Source organism: Streptomyces sp. NPDC001513, assembly GCF_042894695.1.
GTDB lineage: Bacteria > Actinomycetota > Actinomycetes > Streptomycetales > Streptomycetaceae > Streptomyces.
Genome location: NZ_JBIAVU010000018.1, coordinates 56,273 through 75,274, shown reverse-complemented (window position 1 = coordinate 75,274; position 19,002 = coordinate 56,273). Strand labels below are relative to the sequence as shown.

The following is a 19,002-nucleotide window of genomic DNA, read 5'->3' as shown; positions in this document are numbered from 1 at the left end:
AACCGAGGAAACGAACCGTCATGAGCACTCCGCCGGCCACCCACCCGACTGCCACCCCCACCTGGACCGTGGGAGACGTCACCGTCCACCGGATCGACGAGACCCTCCTGCCGCCCGCCACCGGACCGTGGCTGCTGCCGGACGCCACCCCCGCCGTCGTCGCGGAACAGGACTGGCTGCGCCCCCACTTCGCCGACGACGACGGCATCCTGCACATCGACAGCCACAGCTTCGCGTTCACCGTCGACGGGCTGCGCGTCCTCGTGGACACCGGCATAGGCAACGGCAAGGAGCGCGCCAACCCCGCCTGGCACGACCTGAACACCGACTACCTCCAGCGCCTCACCGCCGCCGGATTCCCCCCGGAAACGGTCGACCTGGTGGTCCTCACCCACCTGCACGCCGACCACGTCGGCTGGAACACGCGCGCGGTGAACGGCGAGTGGGTGCCGACCTTCCCCCACGCCCGCTACGTCACCTCCCGCACCGAGAGGGAGTTCTGGGCCGGGTACGACATGGAGGAGGCGCGCAGGCAGATGTTCGTCGACTCCGTGATTCCGGTGGAGGAGGCGGGGCTGCTCGACCTCGTCGACGTTCCCGCCGAGGGCGCAGTCATCGCCCCGCACCTACGCCTGCTCCCCACGCCCGGCCACACCCCCGGCCACATCGCCGTCGAGCTGACCAGCGCCGGCCGGACGGCTGTGATCACCGGTGACTGCATCCACCACCCCGTCCAGCTGGCCCACCCCGCCATCGGAGCCTGCGTCGACATCGACCCGGCACGGTCCGAGACTTCGCGCCGCACGCTGCTGGGCTCGCTCGCCCACACGGACGCCCTCCTCCTGGGCACGCACTTCGCGCCGCCCACCGCCGGCCGTGTCGTCTCCCACGAGGGCGCCTACCGGCTCGCGCCGGTCCCCGCCGACGGGCACTAGCCAAGCGAGTCGTGCTCGTGCGCGGGTTCCGGCTCCGGTTTCGGCTTCGGTTTCGGCTCCGGCTCCGGCTCGGCGAGCAGGTCGTCGACGATCTGCAGCCGGGTCTCCGGGAGGCGCTCCGCTATCGCCTCCAGCATCATGGCCACCCCCTCCGGGTCGGGCGCCGCACACCGTTCACGCGTCTCCTCGTCGGGCCAGCGGGCGTACGCCACCCAAGTGCCGTCGTCCGCCCGGTGCAGCCGCGACCCGTACGAGCCGCACCGCGCGTGGATGGCGTCCGTCACCCGGTGCCAGCCGTCGGCGAACTGCTGTTCCCGGCCCGGGTGGAGCCGCCACCGGTAGATCACAGCGAACACGTCTGGATTCCCCTTCCGAGCAGGTCGGTTGCCGTCGTGGCCACCCTAGAAGGCGCCGATCAGGCACGTGGCAGCCGGGGATCCTCTCCCGGTCCCGGTCCCCGTCCGGGATGGGCCGCCGCGGAATTCCCGTGCTCCGCCCCCGCCGTGCTCGCTACCATCGCGCGGTGCACCCCGAACCCCGCCCCTGGTCCCCGTATCCGAAGATCCCCGCGAACCGCCGCCTGGGCGAGGTCCGCGGACGGAACTGGGTCGCCCACGAGAAGATCCACGGCGCCAACTTCGCCGTCGTGTGCGACGAGACGGGCGCGCATCCGGCCAAGCGGCGCGAACTCCTCGCCGATGCCGGGCTGGACGAGTTCTTCGGCGTCGGCCGGATCTGGCCCGCCCTGGCGGTCGCGGCGATCCGCTGCGCCCAGGCCCTGCGCGCGGACTGCGGGGCCCCGGCCACGGCGGTCGTGACCCTCTACGGCGAACTCGCGGGCGGCCGCTACCCCCACCCCGACGTACCGCCGACGCAGGGTGCGGAGCCCGTACAGACCGGCGTCTGGTACGCCCCCGACCTGCTGTGGCTGCCCTTCGACGCGACCGTCGCCGACGGGGAAGGGGAGGGGGACGGAGCCGGGGACGGGGGCGGCCTGCGCTGGGTCGCCGACCGGACGCTGCGTGCGGCTGCGGACGCGGCCGGCCTGGTCTGCGTCCCGCTGCTGGCCGAAGGCCCGATCGCCCGGCTCCAGGAACTGCCCGTGGTCTTCCCCACCCGGCTGCCCGGCCTGCTGGGCCTGCCCGCGCTGCCGGACAACCTCGCGGAAGGCCTGGTCGTCAAGCCCGCCGGGGAAACCCGGGAGTCCGGGCGGCCCATGGCCAAGTTCAAGCAGCCCGCCTTCGCCGAGGACGAACGGTTCGACGGCTCGCGCCCCTACCAGGCGCCCGCGGACGGCGCGGCCGGTGTTCCCGGCTGGCTCCTCGCGCACGGCACCGGCCTGCTCACCCCGGCCCGGGCCGCGTCGGCGGTGAGCAAGCTGGGACCCCGTACGCCGCCGGGGGACCTGGCCGCCGAGATGGCCAGGGACGTCGCCGAGGAGGTGGCGGAGGCCCTGGGCGGACTGGACGGGGCGACGCGGGGCGCACTGGAGGACTCCCTGCACGCCGGAGCCCTGTCCCTGGCCCGCTTCGACGCGGCCGACCGCCGGGCCTGAGCGCCGTGCCCGACGCACGGCACCGCGGGTGGCGCCGGCCCGGACGGGGTGGGGCCGGCCGCCCCCACGGCGCTGTGCATACTGCTGACATGAAGTCCCCGCCCGCCCAGCGCATCCACCTGATGATCACCTTCGTCCTGGTGACGTGCGGTGCGGTCGGGGGAGCCTGTCTCGGTCTGCTCCTGTCCGGCCGGCTGATGGCCCTGGTCTGCGCGAGCGCGGCCGGCCTGGGCGCGGGCACGGGGGCGTATCTCTCCCGCCGCCAGGTCTTCGCGTTCCTCAAGCCCGAGCGCGAGGATCCCGTTGCGTCGGACGGCTACGCGGAGGGCCTCTCCGACGCGACGCTCGTCTGCATCGCGACGTACCAGGCCGCCGTCTTCCCCCTCACCCCCGACGGGGTGACCGAAGCCGAGCGCACGGCCCGCCGCACGATGGCCTACCGGATCGCCGCCTACGAGGGCCTGCCGCACCCGGTGCAGACCTCGGCGGCCGCCGCCCTCGAAGCCATCGACGAGGGCCTGGACGCGAAGCGGGCCGAGACCGCGATGAAGGCGCTGTCCCTCACCGTCTACGACAGCCGCCGCGGCCGCTGACCGCTCCGGCGTCCGCGGAACGCGGGGGCGGTGACCGGACGGGCCCAACCAGGCGTCCGGTCCCGCCGGCCGGGGGAGGAGCCGAGGGCCCGGGGAGTGATGGACTTCCCCGGACCCTCGGGCCGCTGACGCCGCGGGGGACGCGGTTGTGTATCTGCGACATACAGAGAAACGATTCACCGTCGCCGGGGTTACGCCTCGGCCCGGACGAATCCCTCGCGAGGGTGTGTCCCACCCGCCATCCGCCGCCGCGTTCATCCGGTCGGCCGAGCAGCGGAAGCCACGCGCGCCCCGCCGGGCCACGCTGTGTGCAAGGACCGCCACCACCGCACAGACGAGGACCGCACCATGTCCCACAGGCGACGTATCAGCATCCTCGCGGGGGCCGCAGCGCTGCTGCTGACGGCCACCGCCTGCTCGGGCCTGGGTCGGGGAACCGTCGGCATGCTCACCTTCCGCGGCCACGACTCGCCGGTCGAGCTGAGCTACACCAACACCCCGGTCACGGGCTGCCACAAGATCGCCATCCCCAAGGGCGCCACCCATGTCGAGAACAACACCCTCGTCGACATCGTGCTGTACCGGACGCCGAACTGTCAGAAGACCGACCGGGCCGACGGCATCTACGTGGCCACCACCCTCTCGAACGTGACGGCCCCCGAAAGCCTGCCCTGGCGCAGCTTCAGCGTTATCCACTGAGGCGGGGGCCGCATCGCCGCGGCCCCCGCGTACGCCGGTCAGTCCCGGATGGACACGATCTTCCGGGTGGCCAGGTCGGCCTGGACGTAGACCCTGGTCGTGGTGCCGCCACCCCACGTCAGGGTGACCGTGGCGTTGGTCTTGCCCGTGCCGCTGCCGGTGGAGGCGACCTTCCACTGCAGCGGCACGTTCTGCGCGCGGAGCACGCCGTCCGCGTGGTTCGTCTCCTCCCACTGCGTCAGCTGCGCCCGGAGCGGTTCCGAGAGGTAGAAGGTGCGCAGCCGGTCCGCGGTCTGCCCGTCCCCGTCGTAGACCGCGTCGATGTAGGAGCCGTAGAAGTCGGCGATGCGGGTGAAGGCCGCCTCGGGGCTGCCCGAGACGGACGGCAGCGCCGCGGCCGCCGGGGCCTGCTTCGGCGCGGATCCGTCGGGGGAGGCGGACGCGGAGGTGGAGGTGGTGGTGACGAACGAGAGGGTGAGTACGGCGGCGGCCGCGAGGGTGAGGGTGGCGGTTCGCTTGGCTGAGGACTTGGACATCGGCTGAGCCTTTCCCCGTGCTGAGTGGCTGAACGGACCGACGCGCCCCAGAGCCGGTCCGGTTCTCGGAATGCGAGAAATGGCCGAAAAGTCATGCCAGTGGACGCATCGGGCATGTCCCAGGCGGCCCCGCGCGCCGATCGCCGCTCCTGCCGCGGCGCGATCCCGTCGCTCTTGCGGGTGACAGCCGTCCGGGCCCGGAATGCCGTGCCGACGCCGGAAGTTGGCACGAGCGCGACACTGACCCAGCAGGCACAGGAGAGCTCATGAAGATCGGCATCATCGGCGCGGGCAACATCGGCGGCAACCTCACCCGCCGGCTCACGGCCCTCGGGCACGACGTCTCCGTGGCGAACTCGCGCGGCCCCGCGACCCTGTCGGCCCTCGCGGAGGAGACCGGCGCCACCCCCGTGACCGTGGCGGAAGCCGCGCGCGGAGCCGAGATCGTCGTGGTCACCATCCCCTTCAAGAACGTGCCGGACCTGCCCGCCGGCCTCTTCGACGGGGCGGCCCAGGGCTTCACCGTCATCGACACCGGCAACTACTACCCGCAGCAACGCGACGGCCGGATCGCCGGCGTCGAGGACGAGGGCCTGACCGAGAGCCGCTGGACAGAGCGGCAGCTCGGACACCCCGTCATCAAGGCCTTCAACGGCACCTACGCGCAGGACATCCTCGACCGGCACCGCCCGGCCGGCGCGCCCGACCGGCTCGCCCTGCCCGTCGCGGGCGACGACGAGGCGGGGAAGAAGGCCGTCCGCGCCCTCATCGAGGAGCTCGGCTTCGACACCGTGGACGCGGGAGGCATCGACGACTCCTGGCGCCAGCAGCCCGAGACCCCCGTCTACGGACTGCGCGAGGGTGTCGACGGGATCACCAAGGCCCTCGCGGAGGCCTCCCCGGTCCGTCCCGAGGCCTTCCGGGGCTGACCGACGGCGTCCCGGTGCCCCGGCCGCCCCCACGCCGCCGCCCGCCTCGCCGCCGAACGCGCCGGGGCGGCCGGGGCGGGCTGGTTCGCCCCCCGGAGTTCGCCGACAGGGTGACCCGCACCCGCCTGACCTGCCGTCAGAGGGAGGCGCCCGGGCCCCGGTTCAGCAGCCCATCGAGGATCCGTCCAGCGCGGACTCCACGGCCACGAGGAACTCCCCGGGCCGTACGGACCCCACCCGGAGCAGGGCCGGCTCGCCCGCCACGTCCTTGCGGAAACACATGCCCGAGACGCCCCGGAACCGCTCCTGGGCCTTCGCCCGCGTGCCGACCGGTTTCCATCCGTCCGCCGTCGCGGTGTCCCAGTAGTGGGTGATCAGCGGCTGGACGTCTCCGCCGTGGGTGTACACGCTGTTCGCGCTCATCCAGGGTTCCCCACTGTCGTCCATGCACTCCGCACCGCTCCGCTCCGCCACGGGTGCCGTCCCGGCCGCGGCGGCAGGAACCACGGCGGAGACCCGCGCCAGGCGCTCCCGTGCGCCCGGTTCCTCGCACGCGCCTTCCGAGCCGTAGAAGAGCATGTAGAGCGACCCGGCCAGCAGGCCGAGGCCGGACACGCAGCCGAGGGTGATGGTCACGCCCAGGATCAGGCCACGGCGCGGGGAACGTACCGGAATCACGGTGTCGCGTCTCTTCTCTGTCCGACCGCCGGAACCGCGGTCCCGGAGGATCTTCCAGGTCTTCGTACGAGCGAGGAGATGCTAGACGCGCGCCCACACTTCCGTGCGGGAGGGGGGTGGCACGCGGCCGGGGCTGCGGCACGGCGGCTGGGCGGCCGCCGGATCAGGCGCCGGCGGACGCGCGCCGGATTGCGTCGAGCGTGCGCGTCACATCCCCGTCGGTCGTCGACCAGTTGCTCACCGAGATCCGCATGACGCGCCGGCCGTGCCAGGTGGAGCCGCTGATCCATGCCGTGCCGTCGTCGAGCAGCCGGGTGAGGACCCGCTCCGTACGTTCGTCGCCGCCGAACTCCGCGCAGACCTGCGTGAACACCACGTCGTTGAGGACGGTCGCGCCGTCGATCGCGGCGATGCCCTCGGCGAACGCGGAGGCGTGACGGCACAGTCGATCGACGAGGTCGGCCACCCCCGAGCGGCCGAGGGACCTGAGCGCGGCCCACACGGTGAAGGCCCGTCCGCGCCGGGAGAGTTCGGGGACCTTGTCGGCGGGGTCCCCGTGTTCGTGCTGGATGAGGTAGTCGCCGTGAACACCCATCGCGGCCCGCAGCGCGAGCGGGTCGCGCACGATGGCGAGCCCGCAGTCGTAGGGGACGTTCAGGGTCTTGTGGGCGTCCGTCGCCCAGGAGTCGGCGTCCGCGCAGCCCTCCGTCAGGTGCGTGAGGCGCGGGGAGGCGGCCGCCCACAGCCCGAAGGCGCCGTCCACGTGCACCCACGCGTCTGCCTCGCGAGCGGCCCGGATCGTCTCGGCGAAGGGATCGAAGGCCCCGGAATGGATGTCTCCGGCCTGGAGGACCACCATCGTGGGGCCCCGCCCGCCGTCCGCCAGGAGGTCCCGCAGGGCCTGCGGCTCCATGCGCCCCTGCTCGTCCGCCCGTACCAGCTCGGGCCCGCCGAGACCCAGGTAGCGCAGCGCCAGGTCGACGGCCATGTGCCGGTCCTCGCCGGTGATGACGCGTACGGGCGGCCCGCCCGCGAGGCCGTCGCGGCCGACGTCCCAGCCCGCGCTCCGCAGCAGCGCGTCGCGCCCGGCGGCGAGGCAGGTGAAGTTCGCCATCGTGGCACCCGTGGTGAAGCCGACCGCGCTGTCACCGGGCAGCCCGAGCAGCCTCAGCAGCCAGGCGTCGGCGATCTCCTCCGCCGCGGTGTACGCGGGCGAGACGGCGCGCATCACACAGTTCTGGTCCCAGGCGCTGACCAGCCAGTCCGTGGCGAGCGCGGCCGGTTCGGTGCCCCCGATCACGAACCCGTAGAAACGCCCGCTGGGGAACGCGGTCAGCCCCGGCTCACAAGCCGTGGCCAGCAGATCGACGACGTCGGCGGGGGCGCTGGGACCCTCGGGGAGCTCGGCTCCCAGCGCGCGCACGATCTCGTCGACCGAAGCGCTTGCGGGAACCCGGCGGTCGGACAGACTGGCCAGCCAGCGGACGGCATGGTCGTGTGCTCGTCGCAGCGCCGCCTCGCGCGCGTCCATACCTCGGACTATGGGACAGGCACGGCCGCCTCGCAAGCCGGGCCGCGCGAGGCCCTGCACGGGAGCTCCGTACACCGTGCCATCGTGGTGTCATGACCATTGAAGTTCGCCCGGCTTCGGACTTCGCGGACGTCCGCGCCCTGCTCGGCCCGAAGTCCGCCGGTGCCAACGTCTGCTGGTGCCTCAGCCACCGGATCCCGTCCAAGCTCAACAACGAGCTGCGCGGACCGGCCCGCGGTGAGTACGTCGCCCGGCTGTGCGGCACGCAACCCCCTCCGGGGGTGATCGCCTACGACGGCGACGAGCCCGTCGGCTGGGCCGCGGTGGCGCCGCGCGCGGAAACCTCCTTCGCGCGCAGCCGTACGATCCCGCACGTCGACGACCTGCCGGTCTGGTCGCTGTGGTGCATCCGGGTCCGCCCCGGCCACCGCAAGCAGGGCATCTCGCACGCCCTCATCGCCGGCGCGGTCGCGTTCGCCCGTACCCACGGCGCACCGGCCGTCGAGGCGTACCCCCTGGACAACGGCGACGCCAAGGTCGACATGACGATGGCGTACGCCGGGATCCGGAAGAACTTCGAACGCGCCGGGTTCACTCACGCCACCGACACGACCTCGGTGCTGGCCGGCCATCCCCGCGTCCTGATGCGGCTCGACCTGCGCTGACCGCGCGCCGCCGAGCTGCGGTGCCTGACCGGTGAAGGTTCAGCTCGGCCGGTACAGCAGCGCGCCCAGGCCGTGCCGGTGGGCCGCGCCACCGAATTCGTTCCAGCTGATCACGCCGTCCCCGTCCGAGTCGATCAGCGCGAACGAGGCCTCCGCCGTCTCGGCCGGGACTCCCTTCAGTCCCCGCCACACCACGAACTCCTGACGGGTCATCAGCCCGTCCCCGTCGCGGTCGGCGACAATGAACTGACAGTGCAGCGCGGCCATCACCTCCGGCGAACCCGCGGGCCGGCCGGCGTCCGAGGCCGGGAGGGAGCCGACCCACTCCCGGTACTCCTCCCGCGTGATCCGCCCGTCGTGATCGCGGTCGACGAGCTCGGCCTGCTGCTGCCACAGCGCGAGGTTCGCCTCGATCAGGGCGCGTCCCTTGGGCGAACTCGGCCCCATGCCGTACGACTGGAGCACCTGATCCGCACTCGCCCGGTAGTCGTCCGCGGCGAGGACCCCGTCACCGTTCGTGTCCAGCCGATCGAAGATCAGGTCGGCCACTGTCACCCTGTCGGTACCCATGCGGCGAGCCTAGGACGAGCCCCTTCCCGTACCGGCGGATTGGCGCGCCCGGGGGCGTGTCCCGCCGGAGTCAGCCCATCGCCGCCAGGGCGGTCCGCACCACGCGGCAGAGTTCCTCGTCCCGCACGATGCCCCCGCCGTAGCGGCGTTCCGAGACGGTGACCTCCGTCAGCAGGGGCGCGGCCGCCGCGGCGGGCCGGCCGATCGCGCCGAGGGCGGTGACGACCCGGAGGACGAGCGGCCTCGCCCGGTGCTCCGCCAGCGGGTGCAGTTCGGGGAGCAGGGTCGCCACGGCCGTCTCGGCGTCCCCGGTCAGCCGCCACCAGGCCTCGGCCGCGCCGACCCGGGTCCACTCGCCGAGGCTGCCGAGCAGCGGCCTGAGGGCGCCGGCGTACCCGGCCGCGAGCGGGCCCAGCTCGGCCAGGTGGGACAGGACCGGCCGGGCCAGCCCGCCTCGGATCGACGCGTCGAGTGCGTCGAGCGCGAGCCCGGGGTCACCCGTGACGCGCCAGTACGCCCACGCGGCGGTCTGTACGCCGTGCCAGCGGCGCGGCTCCCGGTACTCGCTGCCTTCGAAGCGCCGCGGGCGCTGGTCGCCCTTCGCGAGGCCGGCCAGCGGGCACGCGGCGTCGATCGCCGCCGGTCCGATCCGGCCCAGGGCGTTCACGGCGGCGCGTGCGTGCGGGGTGTCGAGCAGTTCCACGAGATCCGGCACCGCCGGCGCGGCGGCGGGCCCCCAGCCGGTGAGGACGCGCAGGAAGCGTTCCGTGCGCCGGCCCGCGAGCTGCACCCGCAGCGCGGGCATGACGCTCGGGGCCCACTCCGCCGGCAGGGACTCGACCTCCATCCACGGACTGTCGGCCCGCCTGAGGTACCACGGCAGGGCGCGCGGGTCGCCGATGCCCATCAGCGCATGTACGAGGTTGTCGGCGCGCTCGTCTGCCCGCCAGCGGAGCGGGACGAGGCGATCGGCGTACGGCGCGACCGCCGATCCGCCCCGGGCGACGATGCGGTGCGCCTCGCAGGAGGTCAGGAGGTCGTCGTCGGCCAGTCCGGCGAGGACCGTCTCCCACGTGCCGTCCGGCGGAATCCGCCAGGTGCGCAGCCGGGCGCCGGCCGCCTCGACGGCCGCTCGACGAGCGTCGGAGCTCCCGGTGAGGGGCACGCCGGTGGCCGCGGTCGATGCCGTGGCCTCACCCGAGGTCAGCCGCGCGCTCCGGGCGGCCAGTCGGACGTGCGGATCCGAGTGGTTCAGCCAGGGGTCCAGCCACCCCGGAGGCCGGGACGCGCCGAGGGCCGCGAGCACTTCGCCGGCCGCGATCAGGAGGCGGCCCAGCGTCGCGAGGTCGTCCTCCACCGCGGCCCGCCGCCGCAGCGCCTCCAAGGTCGCGGGGTCGGCGGCGCGGACCTGCTCGATCGCCCGGGCGGCGTACGAGCGCACCTCGGCACTGCTGTCGACGAGGAGCTCCGCCGCGGCCCGCTGGCCCTCGACCAGCACCTCCGTCATACCGGGCGCCTCCGCCCGGGGATACCCCCCACGGATCATCATGGCGCGGTCCGCGACCAGACGGAGCACACCGATCCGGCACGTCTCGTCCAGCCGCGGAAACATCTCCAGCAACCGCCGGAGTACGGCGACGACGAGCTCCGGAGGGTCCGACCAGCGCAGCCGGTAGTCGAACTCCGACCACGGCACCCGTGCGCTGCCGGGCAGCATCAGCCCGCGCAGCAGGCCGGGTATCTCCTCCTGCCCCTCGCGCACCTTCTCCAGGACGTGCCAGGGCGTATCGGCCCCCAATCCGTTCATGATCGGCAGCGTAGTACGCCGCCTGCCCCGGCCGGCCGAACGGTGGACCGCTCGGTGCGGCCGGGGCGTGGGGGATTCGAGGGATGCGGGGCGCTCGGACGCGTCCGCACCTCAGGCGTGGTGGCGGGCTGCCCTCACGAGGCCTCGCTCCACACCGTGTCGCGCTCACGCGCCGTACGCAGGGCGCCGGCCCACCACACCAGGTCGTCGAGCATCGTCACGGCAGCCTTCTCGGCCGCCCCGGTGTCGTGGGGCCGTCCGGCCTCGTCGAACGGGAACTGGTGGAAGCTGACCGTCTCGCGGATCGTGGCCGCGGCCAGCTCGGCGAAGACCAGGCGCAGTTGCTCGACGGCGCGCAGGCCGCCCGACAGCCCGCCGTAGGACACGAAACCGACCGGCTTGCGCGCCCAGACGCGCCCGGCGATGTCGATCGCCTGCTTCAGCGAGGCCGGGAAGGAGTGGTTGTACTCGGGGGTGAGCAGCACGTAGGCGTCGGCCTCGGCGAGGCGCTGGACGAAGGCCCGGCCGCGCGGCGCGAGGTCAGAGGTCCAGTGCGCCGGGAGGTCGGCGTCGACCAGGTCGATGACGGTGAGCTCGATGTCGGCGCGAGCGGTGGCGACGGCTTCGAACCAGCGGGCGACGGTCGGGCCGAACCGGCCTTCCCGGGTGCTGCCGACAACGAGTGCGATACGCAGTGGAGTAGTCATGACCACAGGTGTACGACCTCAAGTTCGCTTGAGGTCAACTCCGGTCTACTGACGGCGGGTCAGGGCACCGGGTGCGCCGGCCGACTGTGCTCCCTCCGACTCCAGCGTCAGCCGGTCCGGCTCCGCCATGGTCAGCACGTAGAGGTTGCCCTTGGGGCAGTCGAAGGTGGCCGTCTGGTCGGTCGGGTGGCTGGTCACCGCCTCGAAGACCGCGCTGTCCTGCCGGATCTGGCGCAGTTGGAGGGCTTCCGTGCACCCGAGGTTGCGTCCCGTCGCGAGCTCCTTGAGATCGCTGACCTGTCGGCCCACGAGTTCGCCCACGGCTCCGGCGCGCAGCGTGACCGTGACGGAGAACTCGCCGGCCCGCGCCCGGGTGATGCCGTCCGCCTCCGGGGTTCCGGGGCCGACGCCGGCCCACGTACCGACCCAGGACGCGGGCAGCGACGGACCGGAGGACGACGAGGCGGCAGAGGCGGACGGTGTGGGCGAGGTGGCCGGATGCGCGGCCTTGTCGCCGTCCCCGCCCCGCGGGAACTGGAGCGCCAGCGCGACGACCGCGGCAAGGACGGCGACACCGGCAGTTGCGGTGATCACGCGGGGCTTACGGGACGCCCACCCGCCGACGCGCCCGACGGGAGCGGGGGAGGGGAAGGGCGACGGCTGGGGAGTGCCCGGAGCCGTCGCGGGCGGCTGCGGCGGGGCGAGCGGCGAAGGGCCCGTACCGCCGGGGGCGTAGGCGGGCGGCTGCGGCGCGCTGAGGAGCCGGTGGAGTTCGTCCTCCCGGCGGCCGACCTCCGCGACCAGGAGCGCGGGTACCGTCCCGCTCCAGCCGTCCTGCTCCTCCTCGGCGCCGCCGAGCCGCTCCCGCAGCTCCTCGGCGGTCGGTCGCAGGTCCGGGTCCTTGGCCAGGCATTCCCGTACGAGCGGCAGCAGTACGTCCGGTACGCCGTCGAGCAGCGGCTCGTCGTGCACGATCCGGTACAGGAGGGCCGGCAGCTCCAGCTCCTCGCCGCCGGCCACGAACGGGCCGCGCCCGGTGGCCGCGTACACGAGGACGGCGGCGAGGGAGAACACGTCGGCCGGCGCCGAGGCCACGGATCCGGTCGCCTGTTCCGGTGCGAGGAAGCCGGGCGTGCCGATGACGGCACCCGTCTGCGTGTAACGGGGGTCGCGGACCGCGCGGGCTATGCCGAAGTCGATGAGGAAGGGCCGCTCCCGGCCCAGCAGCACGTTCGCGGGCTTGATGTCACGGTGGACCACCCCCGCCGCCCGTACGGAGCCGAGCGCGGCCGACAGCTCCCGGGCCAGGGACCGCACGGCCGGTGCCGGCAGCGGGCCGTACCGGTGCACCCAGTCGCCCAGCGAAGGCGCGGCGACGTACTCCGTCGCCAGCCACTGCGGGGACGCGCCCGGCCGGCTGAAGTCCACCACCGAGACCGTCCACGCGCTGCGCACACGGTCGTTGGTGCGTATCTCCCGGTCGAACCGTTCGGCGAAGTCCGGCTGCAGGCTCAGGTCCCGGTGCACGGTCTTCAGGGCCAGCGGCCGCCCGGAGGCGGTGCGCGCCAGGAACACCTCGCCCATCCCGCCCGCGCCCAGCCGCGCCAGCAGGCGGTACCCCCCGATCTCCGGCGGGTCACCGGGCAGCAAAGACTCCACCAACTCCACCTGTTCCCATGACCACTGCCGACCCGTCCCGCACGGACCACCCGCTGGGTCACCCTAAAGGACGAGCCCGCCTAGGGGCAGCTCTGGCGGCTGTCGCCCGGGTCGGTCGTGCACGTGTCGGTGCCGGGGCCGCCGTTGGCGGTGTCGTTCCCGGAGACGGAGTCGACGGTGTTGAGCCGGTCGTCGCCGTAGGAGCCGGTCAGTGTGTCGTTTCCGGGACCGCCGTTCAGGGTGTCGTTGCCGAAGCCGCCGTCGGCGTTGTCGTTTCCGGGGCCGCCGAGCACGGTGTCGTTGCCGTAGCCGGCCCTGATGACGTCGTTGCCGCTGAGGGCGCAGATCACGTCGTTGCCGAAGCCGCCGACCAGGTTGTCGGCGCCGCTGGTGCCGACGATCGTGCAGCCGCGCGCGTTGTTGACCGTACTGGTCGCCCTCGCGGTGTTGTCGGCGGGCACCGGGTCGGTCTGCGCGGCGCCGGCCGTGGCCGTGTCGGACAGGGTGCCCGTGGCCCGGGGTTCGGCGACCACCTGCACCGTGGCCCTGGCCCCGGGGGCGAGCGAGCCCAGAGCGCAGTTGGCGGTGGTGGCGGTCGTGGTGCAGGTGCCCTGGCCGGGCGTGGCGGACAGGAGGGAGCCGCTGCCGGTGAGGGTGTCGGTCAGCGTGACCCCGGTGGCCGTCGTCGTGGTGCTCGTATTGGTCACCGTCACGGTGTAGGCGGCCTGGTCGCCGAGGCTGACGACGGCGGGTCCGGTCTTGGTGACGGACAGGTTCACGCCGGCCGGGGGCGGCGGGGTGGCGGCGACCTGGTAGCGGACCAGGCCGCGGTCGTCGCCGGTGTTGCCGGCGGCGACGATCTTGCCGTCCGGCTGGAGGGCCACCGCGCTGGCGGTGTCGAAGAAGCCGAAGTAGACGTCGGTGGTCACCTTGCCGCCGGTCCCGAAGCCGCTGTCCAGGCTGCCGTTGACCTGGTAGCGGGCCACCGCGAAATCGCTCCGGCTGATGCCCGCGGCGACGATCTTCCCGTCGGGCTGCAGGACGAGGTCGGAGCTTCCGTCCAGGGTGCCGGTTCCGAAATCGGTCGTGACCTTGCCGTCGCCGTCGAAACCGCTGTCGAGCGTGCCGTCGGGGTGGTAGCGGGCCAGTGCGAAGTCGAACGCGCTGGATCCCGCCGCGACGATCTTCCCGTCGGACTGCACCTTCACCCCACCGGCCACGTCGGCCTCGGCGAAGGCGGTGGTCACCCTGCCGTCGCCGTCGAAGGAGGGGTCGAGGCTGCCGTCGGCGTGGTAGCGGGCCAGCGCGAAGTCGGAGGCGTTCGCCGGGTAGTTGTACCCGGCGCGGCCGGCGATGACGATCCTGCCGTCGGCTTGCGTCGTCACGTCGAAGGCGGTCGCGGCGCCCCCTGCGAAGGCGGTGGTCGCCTTTCCGTCGCCGTCGAAGGAGGTGTCGAGGCTGCCGTCCGTGCGGTAGCGGGCGAGCGCGACCTCGGTGCCGCTCATGCCGACGGCGAGAATGCCGCCGTCCGCCTGCACCGTCACCGCGAAGGCCTCCTGCGGGCCCCCGGTCCCGAAGTCGGTGAGGACGATGCCGTCGCCGTCGAAGCCGGTGTCGAGGCTGCCGTCGCTCCGGTAGCGGACCACGGTGAACAGCCCGGCGCTGTCGGGTGACGCGCTGCTGCCCACCACGACGATCTTGCCGTCCGGCTGCACCGCCACCCCGTTGGCCACGTCCTCACCGTCGCCGCGCAGGTCGCTCAGGACCAGGCCGTCGCCGCTGAAGGAGGTGTCGAGGCTGCCGTCCGTGGTGTAGCGGGCCACCGCGAAGTCGGCCGCGCCGCCTTGCGGGGGCGAGTTGAGGCCGACGGTGACGATCTTGCCGTCGGCCTGCACGACCATGTCCCGGCTCTCGTCGTAACCGGCGAAGTCGGTGACGACCCGCCCGTCGCCGTCGAAGGTGGCATCGAGGTCGCCGGGCGCGGCCAGAGCGGCCCCCGGAAGGGTCAGGACGAAGGCCAGGCCGGTGGCGGCCGCGACCCCGGCGCGGCCCAGCGTTCTTCTCAGACCGGAAGGGAATGCGGACATGTCGATCTGAGTCCCTCCTGCCCGCTCGCCGCCGCGCAGCGGGCCCGCTGCCTCCTGTGACAGGCCACAGCCTGTTGGCAGCGTCACGGCCGCGCGCGTACGGCTGGCCGCGCTGCGCCCACTGGATGCCCCGATCCACCCGCACGGGTGAGGGCGGCGAGCCGACGGCGTCGGCTCAGCCGGTCACCTCACCAGGGTTCCCCGAGTCGGCCGGCGTCGGCCGGACGGCCAGGCGGGTGAACCACTCCGTCGCGAGGATGCGCTCGCGGGCCTCGGCAGGGAGGCGGGTGAGGATGCCGGGCAGTGAGCGGCAGCGTTCCGTCTCGCTCCGGTGCGCGGAGACGGCGGCCCATTTGCGGTCCAGCCACGGACGTACGTCGACCGTCGCGGTGACCCGCTCGTCGGGAACACTGCGCACGGTCTTTCCTACGTGACGACGATGTCGGGCCGGAGTTCGCGTACGTGGCGTACGAGCTGCGCCACTGCCTCGTCGAGCGGTGCGTCGATGAACCGCGGCCGCCCCGGCGCCGATTCGGGCACGCGCGCATCGGCGTACCCCAACAGCCTCGGCTCACCGGCGCCCAGCACGCGGAGCGCGTCGCCTAGGTCGTCTCTTTCGGATCTTGCCGGTTAAGCCCGCGTCGTCTGGTGCCGTGCATCGCAAGGCGGAGGGGCGCTTGAGTACTGGACGTACTTGGGTGCCCCGACAACGCGGCGAGGTGCGGTGCCAGGCGGCGCGGGTCAGGCAAGATCCGAAAGAGACGGCCTAGCTCGGCAGCGCGGTGGCTGTCCGCCGTCCAGGTCGCGGTCACGACGGCCGTACGCGCGCCCGAGGCGGCGTGCCGCGCGAGAACGCCGCCCGCGAGCAGGGACTCGTCGTCGGGGTGCTCGAAGACACCCAGCAGGCTCGGCAAGGACACGGTTCCTCCAGACGGGTCAGAGGCTCACGTGGCCCTCGACGTTGGCGACCATCGTGCGCAACACCTTGAGTGCGGCGCTGTCCGGCGTCGATGCGGAGCCGGCCTCGGTGGAGCAACTGGTCGATGACCCGGGCGATTTCGTGCGGCCCGTCCGCAAGGGCGGTCAGCCGGTCGGCGACCTCGCTTCCCTGATCACGACGCTACACCCGGCCGCCCCTGCTCCGGGCGGTGTTGAGGAGCCGGGATCGTGGTCGTCGGTGTGTTCCAGCCGGAGACGCGCAGCCGGGGTGCGGAGCCGCGCAGGTCCGCCGTCCGGTAGGTCGCGGTCAGTGTCGCCGACTCGCCCGGCCAGAGGCTGACCTGGTTGTCGCTCCACCGGACCGGCAGCACCGGATTGCCGTCCGCGCCGACGAGGTGGACGTCGGTGAGCAGGGCCGGGGTGGTGCCCGCGCCCGTGTGGCGTACGGTCACCGTCGTCGTGGCCGTACCCGTTCCCGTACCGTCCACCGTCGTCGAGGCGGCCGCGGTGACCGCAGCCTGCGGCATCGAGCTCAGCCCGCGCAGGTCGGCGTAGGAAGTGGTCGGCGTGGAGTACCAGTCGCTGTTGTCGTAGTCGAGGACGTCCGCCCGGGTGGAGAGCCAGTAGACGTTCCGGCTCACCTCGCGGCCGGCGCCGTCGGTCAGCAGCAGCCGCGCCAGGTACGTGGTGGACAGACCCGGGACCGACTCCGGCTCCGGGAGCGTGAGCGCGGTGCGGCTCGCACCGTCGCCCGCGACGCTCAGGCCGGTCACCGTCCGGTCGTACCGCTGCGCGCCGTCCGGGTTGAAGAGCGTCACCCGCGCCGTCAGGCCGGAGGCCGTGGACGTCCGGTTGTTGACGACCGACACCGAGCGGTTGTCGTACCCGTACTGGACGTGCAGCGGCTCGTTCGCCTTCTTCGCACCGAAATAGGCGCCGCCCTGGTCGAGGAAGCGGTCCACCAGCTGCCAGTGCAGGGAGGTCCAGCCGCTGTTGAACATCCAGTAGATGACCCCGGTCGACGGTTCGGAGACGTCCTTGGCGTTGCGCCCGTAGGCCTCGAACTGTGCGCGCACGTTCTCGTACTGGGCGAGCTGCGCCTTGCGCACGTAGTCGGCGAGGCCGGTCGGGGCGCCGTAGCGGCCGGCCAGCGCGGCGTTGTACAGCCCCAGGGTGGCGAAGGTGCGTGAGGGGGAGCGGTGGTACTGGGCGGCCGACGGGTTCTTCCAGAGGGTCTCCAGCTCGGTCGGCGACATCATGCGGCGCAGTGTGTCGAGGGTCGGTACGTCCGGGCCGGCGCTGGTCTCGGAGTTGAAGCCGGTGGCACCGCCCTCCCGCTTCCCGTACCAGTAGCCGGGCGGCACCCAGTCGTACGGTCCCGTCATCTTCATGCCGGAGCGCCCGGTGATCGGAGCGGAGGCGTTGGAGGCCGCCGGGACCACGGGGGCCGTCCAGTCGGCGGCCCGCAGGGCGTCGACGTAGCCCCGCTCGATCTCCTCGTTCGGTGCGAAGTCACTGCCGATCAGGAAGGAGATCACGCTGGGGTGATGGCGGAGCCGGGCCGCCTCGGCGGCCATGGAGGCCCGGGCGACGGGATAGTCGGCATCGTCCCATTCCTCCCCGGCCTCGGTGCCGTTGACCTCGCCCTCCCACTTGCTGCAGCACTCCCAGCCGGGCAGCGTCAGGATCCCGTACCGGTCGGCGAGGTCGAAGAACTCGTCGGGCTCGATGTGCCCTTCCAGTCGCAGGGTGTTCAGGCCAAGGTCAAGGGCGTACTTCAGCCGGTCCTCGACGTAGGTGCGGTCCCACCGCAGGAACTCGTCGGGCGACCAGCCGGCCCCCTTGATCAGCAGCGGGCGGCCGTTGACGCGGTACTGCCGGTCCCCGTCGGCGTTCAGCGGGGCCTGCACGTCGCGGATGCCGAAGGACTGCCGCGCGGTGTCGGAGGCTGCGCCGTTCACGGTCGCGGTCAGGTCGAGGTCGTACAGGGGCTGCTCGCCCATCGCGGCGGGCCACCACACGCGGGGCGCGCCGAGGCGGAGCGCGGGGTGGTCGGTGGGGGAGAAGACCAGGGTCCGCGTCTCGTGCGGGGCCAGGGTGACGGTCCGGCTGACGGCGGCCGGACCAGCGGTGCCGGACACCGTGGTGGTGACGGTGGCGGCCGAGTCGTTGCGCACCCGGGCCTTCACGGTCAGGTCGGCGGCGGCCATCGACGGCATGGCCAGGGCCGTCACCACGTGTGCGTCGCGCAGGGCGACCGGCCCGCCGCGGCGCAGCGTGACGTCGCGGACGATGCCCATGTTCTCGTCGGGCGGCGGCTGGAGCCAGTCGAGCCAGCTCATGGTGAGCCGCTTCCGCGGATCGTTGGGCTGGATCCGGAAGGCGACCGTATTGGTGCCCTCCTTGATCAGGTCGGTCACGTCGAACTCGTGCCGGGTGTACGCGCCGGCCACGTCCGCCGCGGTGGCGATCCGCCGGCCGTTGACGTACACCTCGGCGGCGGAGATGACCCCGCTGAAGTCCAGATGGGTGCGGGCCGTCGTGTCGGTGACGGTGAATTCGGACCGGTACCACCAGGGCACGTCGAAGTCCGCGGCCGGAATCCGCTGCTGCTGGGTCGAGTAGAAGGGGTCGGGGTACACGCCCGCGGCGAGCAGCGCCGCGAGGACGGTGGAGCGTGGGCCGGCCGGATACCAGCCGGTCGCCGGGTACCCGGGGCTGGAGACGGCGGCCGCCGAGTCGGTGACCTCCGCCGTCGACCGGATGGCGTACCCGGCCAGGGCCGTTGTACTGCCGGGGGCGGACGCGACGGCGGTGACCGCGGTGACCGCCGTGCCCGGCCGTCCCACCCCCGGTACGGCCCCGGATCCCGCAGTGGCAGTCGGCTGTGGAGCCGCCATGGACGGGCCGGCGGCGAGGGCGAGGGCCAGGCCGAGTGCGGCGAGGCCGAGGCGGTGGAACACGGGGCCTCCCGCGGGCCGGGGGAGAGGGACCTGGTGGGACTTCCCCTGGGGTATACCGGCATTCACCTCGGTGGACGGGGACGCCACGCCAGATGTGGTCCGACTGCGTCGCCGCCCTCGCCCTCGCCCTCGCCCTCGCCCCCGCTCTC

The 19,002-nt window shown here is 73.2% G+C and carries 16 protein-coding genes and 3 pseudogenes; 6 read left to right on the top strand and 13 right to left on the bottom strand.

Annotated elements, in window-relative coordinates; all coding sequences use genetic code 11:
• Positions 1-20 precede the first annotated feature (20 nt).
• Positions 21-935, top strand: a complete 915-nt coding sequence (locus tag ACFYZ4_RS33775) for an MBL fold metallo-hydrolase (protein ID WP_390785701.1) — start codon at positions 21-23, stop codon at positions 933-935.
• Here ACFYZ4_RS33775 and ACFYZ4_RS33770 read toward each other — a convergent pair.
• A complete protein-coding gene (locus tag ACFYZ4_RS33770; RefSeq protein ID WP_390785700.1) occupies positions 932-1,291 on the bottom strand; it encodes an antibiotic biosynthesis monooxygenase family protein in 360 nt (119 codons plus the stop codon). The two genes, ACFYZ4_RS33775 and ACFYZ4_RS33770, sit on opposite strands and share 4 nt — an antisense overlap.
• A gap of 167 nt (positions 1,292-1,458) precedes the next feature.
• On the opposite strand from ACFYZ4_RS33770, the gene ACFYZ4_RS33765 reads away from it, so the two are divergent.
• The 3 genes from ACFYZ4_RS33765 to ACFYZ4_RS33755 all read left to right on the top strand — a co-directional run bounded on the left by ACFYZ4_RS33765 (position 1,459) and on the right by ACFYZ4_RS33755 (position 3,782).
• The gene (locus tag ACFYZ4_RS33765; RefSeq protein WP_351295391.1) at positions 1,459-2,490 is read left to right on the top strand and encodes an RNA ligase family protein; all 1,032 of its coding nucleotides are present in this window, start codon (positions 1,459-1,461) and stop codon (positions 2,488-2,490) included.
• 89 nt (positions 2,491-2,579) lie between these two features.
• Entirely contained in the window at positions 2,580-3,083 is a 504-nt protein-coding gene (locus ACFYZ4_RS33760) for a hypothetical protein (RefSeq protein ID WP_351295388.1), read from the top strand.
• Positions 3,084-3,431: 348 nt separating this feature from the next.
• Complete coding sequence (locus tag ACFYZ4_RS33755; protein WP_351295385.1) at positions 3,432-3,782, top strand: hypothetical protein; 351 nt, start codon at positions 3,432-3,434, stop codon at positions 3,780-3,782.
• Between the two features lie 38 nt (positions 3,783-3,820).
• Here ACFYZ4_RS33755 and ACFYZ4_RS33750 read toward each other — a convergent pair whose 3' ends face one another.
• Positions 3,821-4,318: a hypothetical protein gene (locus ACFYZ4_RS33750; RefSeq protein WP_351295382.1), complete on the bottom strand. Its 498-nt coding sequence runs from the start codon at positions 4,316-4,318 to the stop codon at positions 3,821-3,823.
• Between the two features lie 107 nt (positions 4,319-4,425).
• Between ACFYZ4_RS33750 and ACFYZ4_RS33745 the strand changes: the two genes are divergently transcribed.
• Positions 4,426-5,247: an NADPH-dependent F420 reductase gene (locus ACFYZ4_RS33745; protein ID WP_390785768.1), complete on the top strand. Its 822-nt coding sequence runs from the start codon at positions 4,426-4,428 to the stop codon at positions 5,245-5,247.
• A 162-nt stretch (positions 5,248-5,409) separates the two neighbouring features.
• Here the strand turns inward: ACFYZ4_RS33745 and ACFYZ4_RS33740 are convergent, their stop codons facing one another.
• Positions 5,410-5,925, bottom strand: coding sequence for a hypothetical protein (locus ACFYZ4_RS33740; RefSeq protein WP_390785699.1), 516 nt, complete (start codon positions 5,923-5,925; stop codon positions 5,410-5,412).
• A 163-nt stretch (positions 5,926-6,088) separates the two neighbouring features.
• Entirely contained in the window at positions 6,089-7,456 is a 1,368-nt protein-coding gene (locus tag ACFYZ4_RS33735; RefSeq protein WP_390785698.1) for a pyridoxal phosphate-dependent decarboxylase family protein, read from the bottom strand.
• Between the two features lie 92 nt (positions 7,457-7,548).
• Between ACFYZ4_RS33735 and ACFYZ4_RS33730 the strand changes: the two genes are divergently transcribed.
• Complete coding sequence (locus ACFYZ4_RS33730; RefSeq protein WP_390785697.1) at positions 7,549-8,121, top strand: GNAT family N-acetyltransferase; 573 nt, start codon at positions 7,549-7,551, stop codon at positions 8,119-8,121.
• A 39-nt stretch (positions 8,122-8,160) separates the two neighbouring features.
• Here ACFYZ4_RS33730 and ACFYZ4_RS33725 read toward each other — a convergent pair whose 3' ends face one another.
• The 9 genes and pseudogenes from ACFYZ4_RS33725 to ACFYZ4_RS33685 all read right to left on the bottom strand — a co-directional run bounded on the left by ACFYZ4_RS33725 (position 8,161) and on the right by ACFYZ4_RS33685 (position 18,790).
• A complete protein-coding gene (locus ACFYZ4_RS33725) occupies positions 8,161-8,691 on the bottom strand; it encodes an EF-hand domain-containing protein (RefSeq protein WP_351295368.1) in 531 nt (176 codons plus the stop codon).
• A 70-nt stretch (positions 8,692-8,761) separates the two neighbouring features.
• Positions 8,762-10,498, bottom strand: a complete 1,737-nt coding sequence (locus ACFYZ4_RS33720) for a hypothetical protein (RefSeq protein WP_390785696.1) — start codon at positions 10,496-10,498, stop codon at positions 8,762-8,764.
• A gap of 134 nt (positions 10,499-10,632) precedes the next feature.
• A complete protein-coding gene (locus tag ACFYZ4_RS33715) occupies positions 10,633-11,205 on the bottom strand; it encodes an NAD(P)H-dependent oxidoreductase (protein WP_351295362.1) in 573 nt (190 codons plus the stop codon).
• A 45-nt stretch (positions 11,206-11,250) separates the two neighbouring features.
• Positions 11,251-12,864, bottom strand: coding sequence for a serine/threonine-protein kinase (locus tag ACFYZ4_RS33710; protein ID WP_390785695.1), 1,614 nt, complete (start codon positions 12,862-12,864; stop codon positions 11,251-11,253).
• A gap of 80 nt (positions 12,865-12,944) precedes the next feature.
• Positions 12,945-14,951: a calcium-binding protein gene (locus ACFYZ4_RS33705; protein WP_390785694.1), complete on the bottom strand. Its 2,007-nt coding sequence runs from the start codon at positions 14,949-14,951 to the stop codon at positions 12,945-12,947.
• 175 nt (positions 14,952-15,126) lie between these two features.
• Positions 15,127-15,557 (bottom strand): annotated as a pseudogene (locus ACFYZ4_RS33700) (PIG-L deacetylase family protein); the annotation flags it as partial.
• A 164-nt stretch (positions 15,558-15,721) separates the two neighbouring features.
• Positions 15,722-15,871, bottom strand: a pseudogene (locus ACFYZ4_RS33695) (PIG-L family deacetylase); the annotation flags it as partial.
• A 16-nt stretch (positions 15,872-15,887) separates the two neighbouring features.
• Positions 15,888-16,053 (bottom strand): annotated as a pseudogene (locus ACFYZ4_RS33690) (MarR family transcriptional regulator); the annotation flags it as partial.
• Positions 16,054-16,063: 10 nt separating this feature from the next.
• Positions 16,064-18,790, bottom strand: a complete 2,727-nt coding sequence (locus tag ACFYZ4_RS33685; protein WP_390785767.1) for a sugar-binding domain-containing protein — start codon at positions 18,788-18,790, stop codon at positions 16,064-16,066.
• Positions 18,791-19,002 lie beyond the last annotated feature (212 nt).

Bases quoted from the DNA above. Each gene is read 5' to 3' on its own strand.
- ACFYZ4_RS33775 (WP_390785701.1), top strand. From the start codon at position 21: ATGAGCACTCCGCCGGCCACCCACCCGACTGCCACCCCCACCTGGACC.
- ACFYZ4_RS33760 (WP_351295388.1), top strand. From the start codon at position 2,580: ATGAAGTCCCCGCCCGCCCAGCGCATCCACCTGATGATCACCTTCGTC.
- ACFYZ4_RS33755 (WP_351295385.1), top strand. From the start codon at position 3,432: ATGTCCCACAGGCGACGTATCAGCATCCTCGCGGGGGCCGCAGCGCTG.
- ACFYZ4_RS33750 (WP_351295382.1), bottom strand. From the start codon at position 4,318: ATGTCCAAGTCCTCAGCCAAGCGAACCGCCACCCTCACCCTCGCGGCC.
- ACFYZ4_RS33735 (WP_390785698.1), bottom strand. From the start codon at position 7,456: ATGGACGCGCGCGAGGCGGCGCTGCGACGAGCACACGACCATGCCGTC.
- ACFYZ4_RS33730 (WP_390785697.1), top strand. From the start codon at position 7,549: ATGACCATTGAAGTTCGCCCGGCTTCGGACTTCGCGGACGTCCGCGCC.
- ACFYZ4_RS33725 (WP_351295368.1), bottom strand. From the start codon at position 8,691: ATGGGTACCGACAGGGTGACAGTGGCCGACCTGATCTTCGATCGGCTG.
- ACFYZ4_RS33720 (WP_390785696.1), bottom strand. From the start codon at position 10,498: ATGAACGGATTGGGGGCCGATACGCCCTGGCACGTCCTGGAGAAGGTG.
- ACFYZ4_RS33715 (WP_351295362.1), bottom strand. From the start codon at position 11,205: ATGACTACTCCACTGCGTATCGCACTCGTTGTCGGCAGCACCCGGGAA.
- ACFYZ4_RS33705 (WP_390785694.1), bottom strand. From the start codon at position 14,951: ATGTCCGCATTCCCTTCCGGTCTGAGAAGAACGCTGGGCCGCGCCGGG.
- ACFYZ4_RS33685 (WP_390785767.1), bottom strand. From the start codon at position 18,790: ATGGCGGCTCCACAGCCGACTGCCACTGCGGGATCCGGGGCCGTACCG.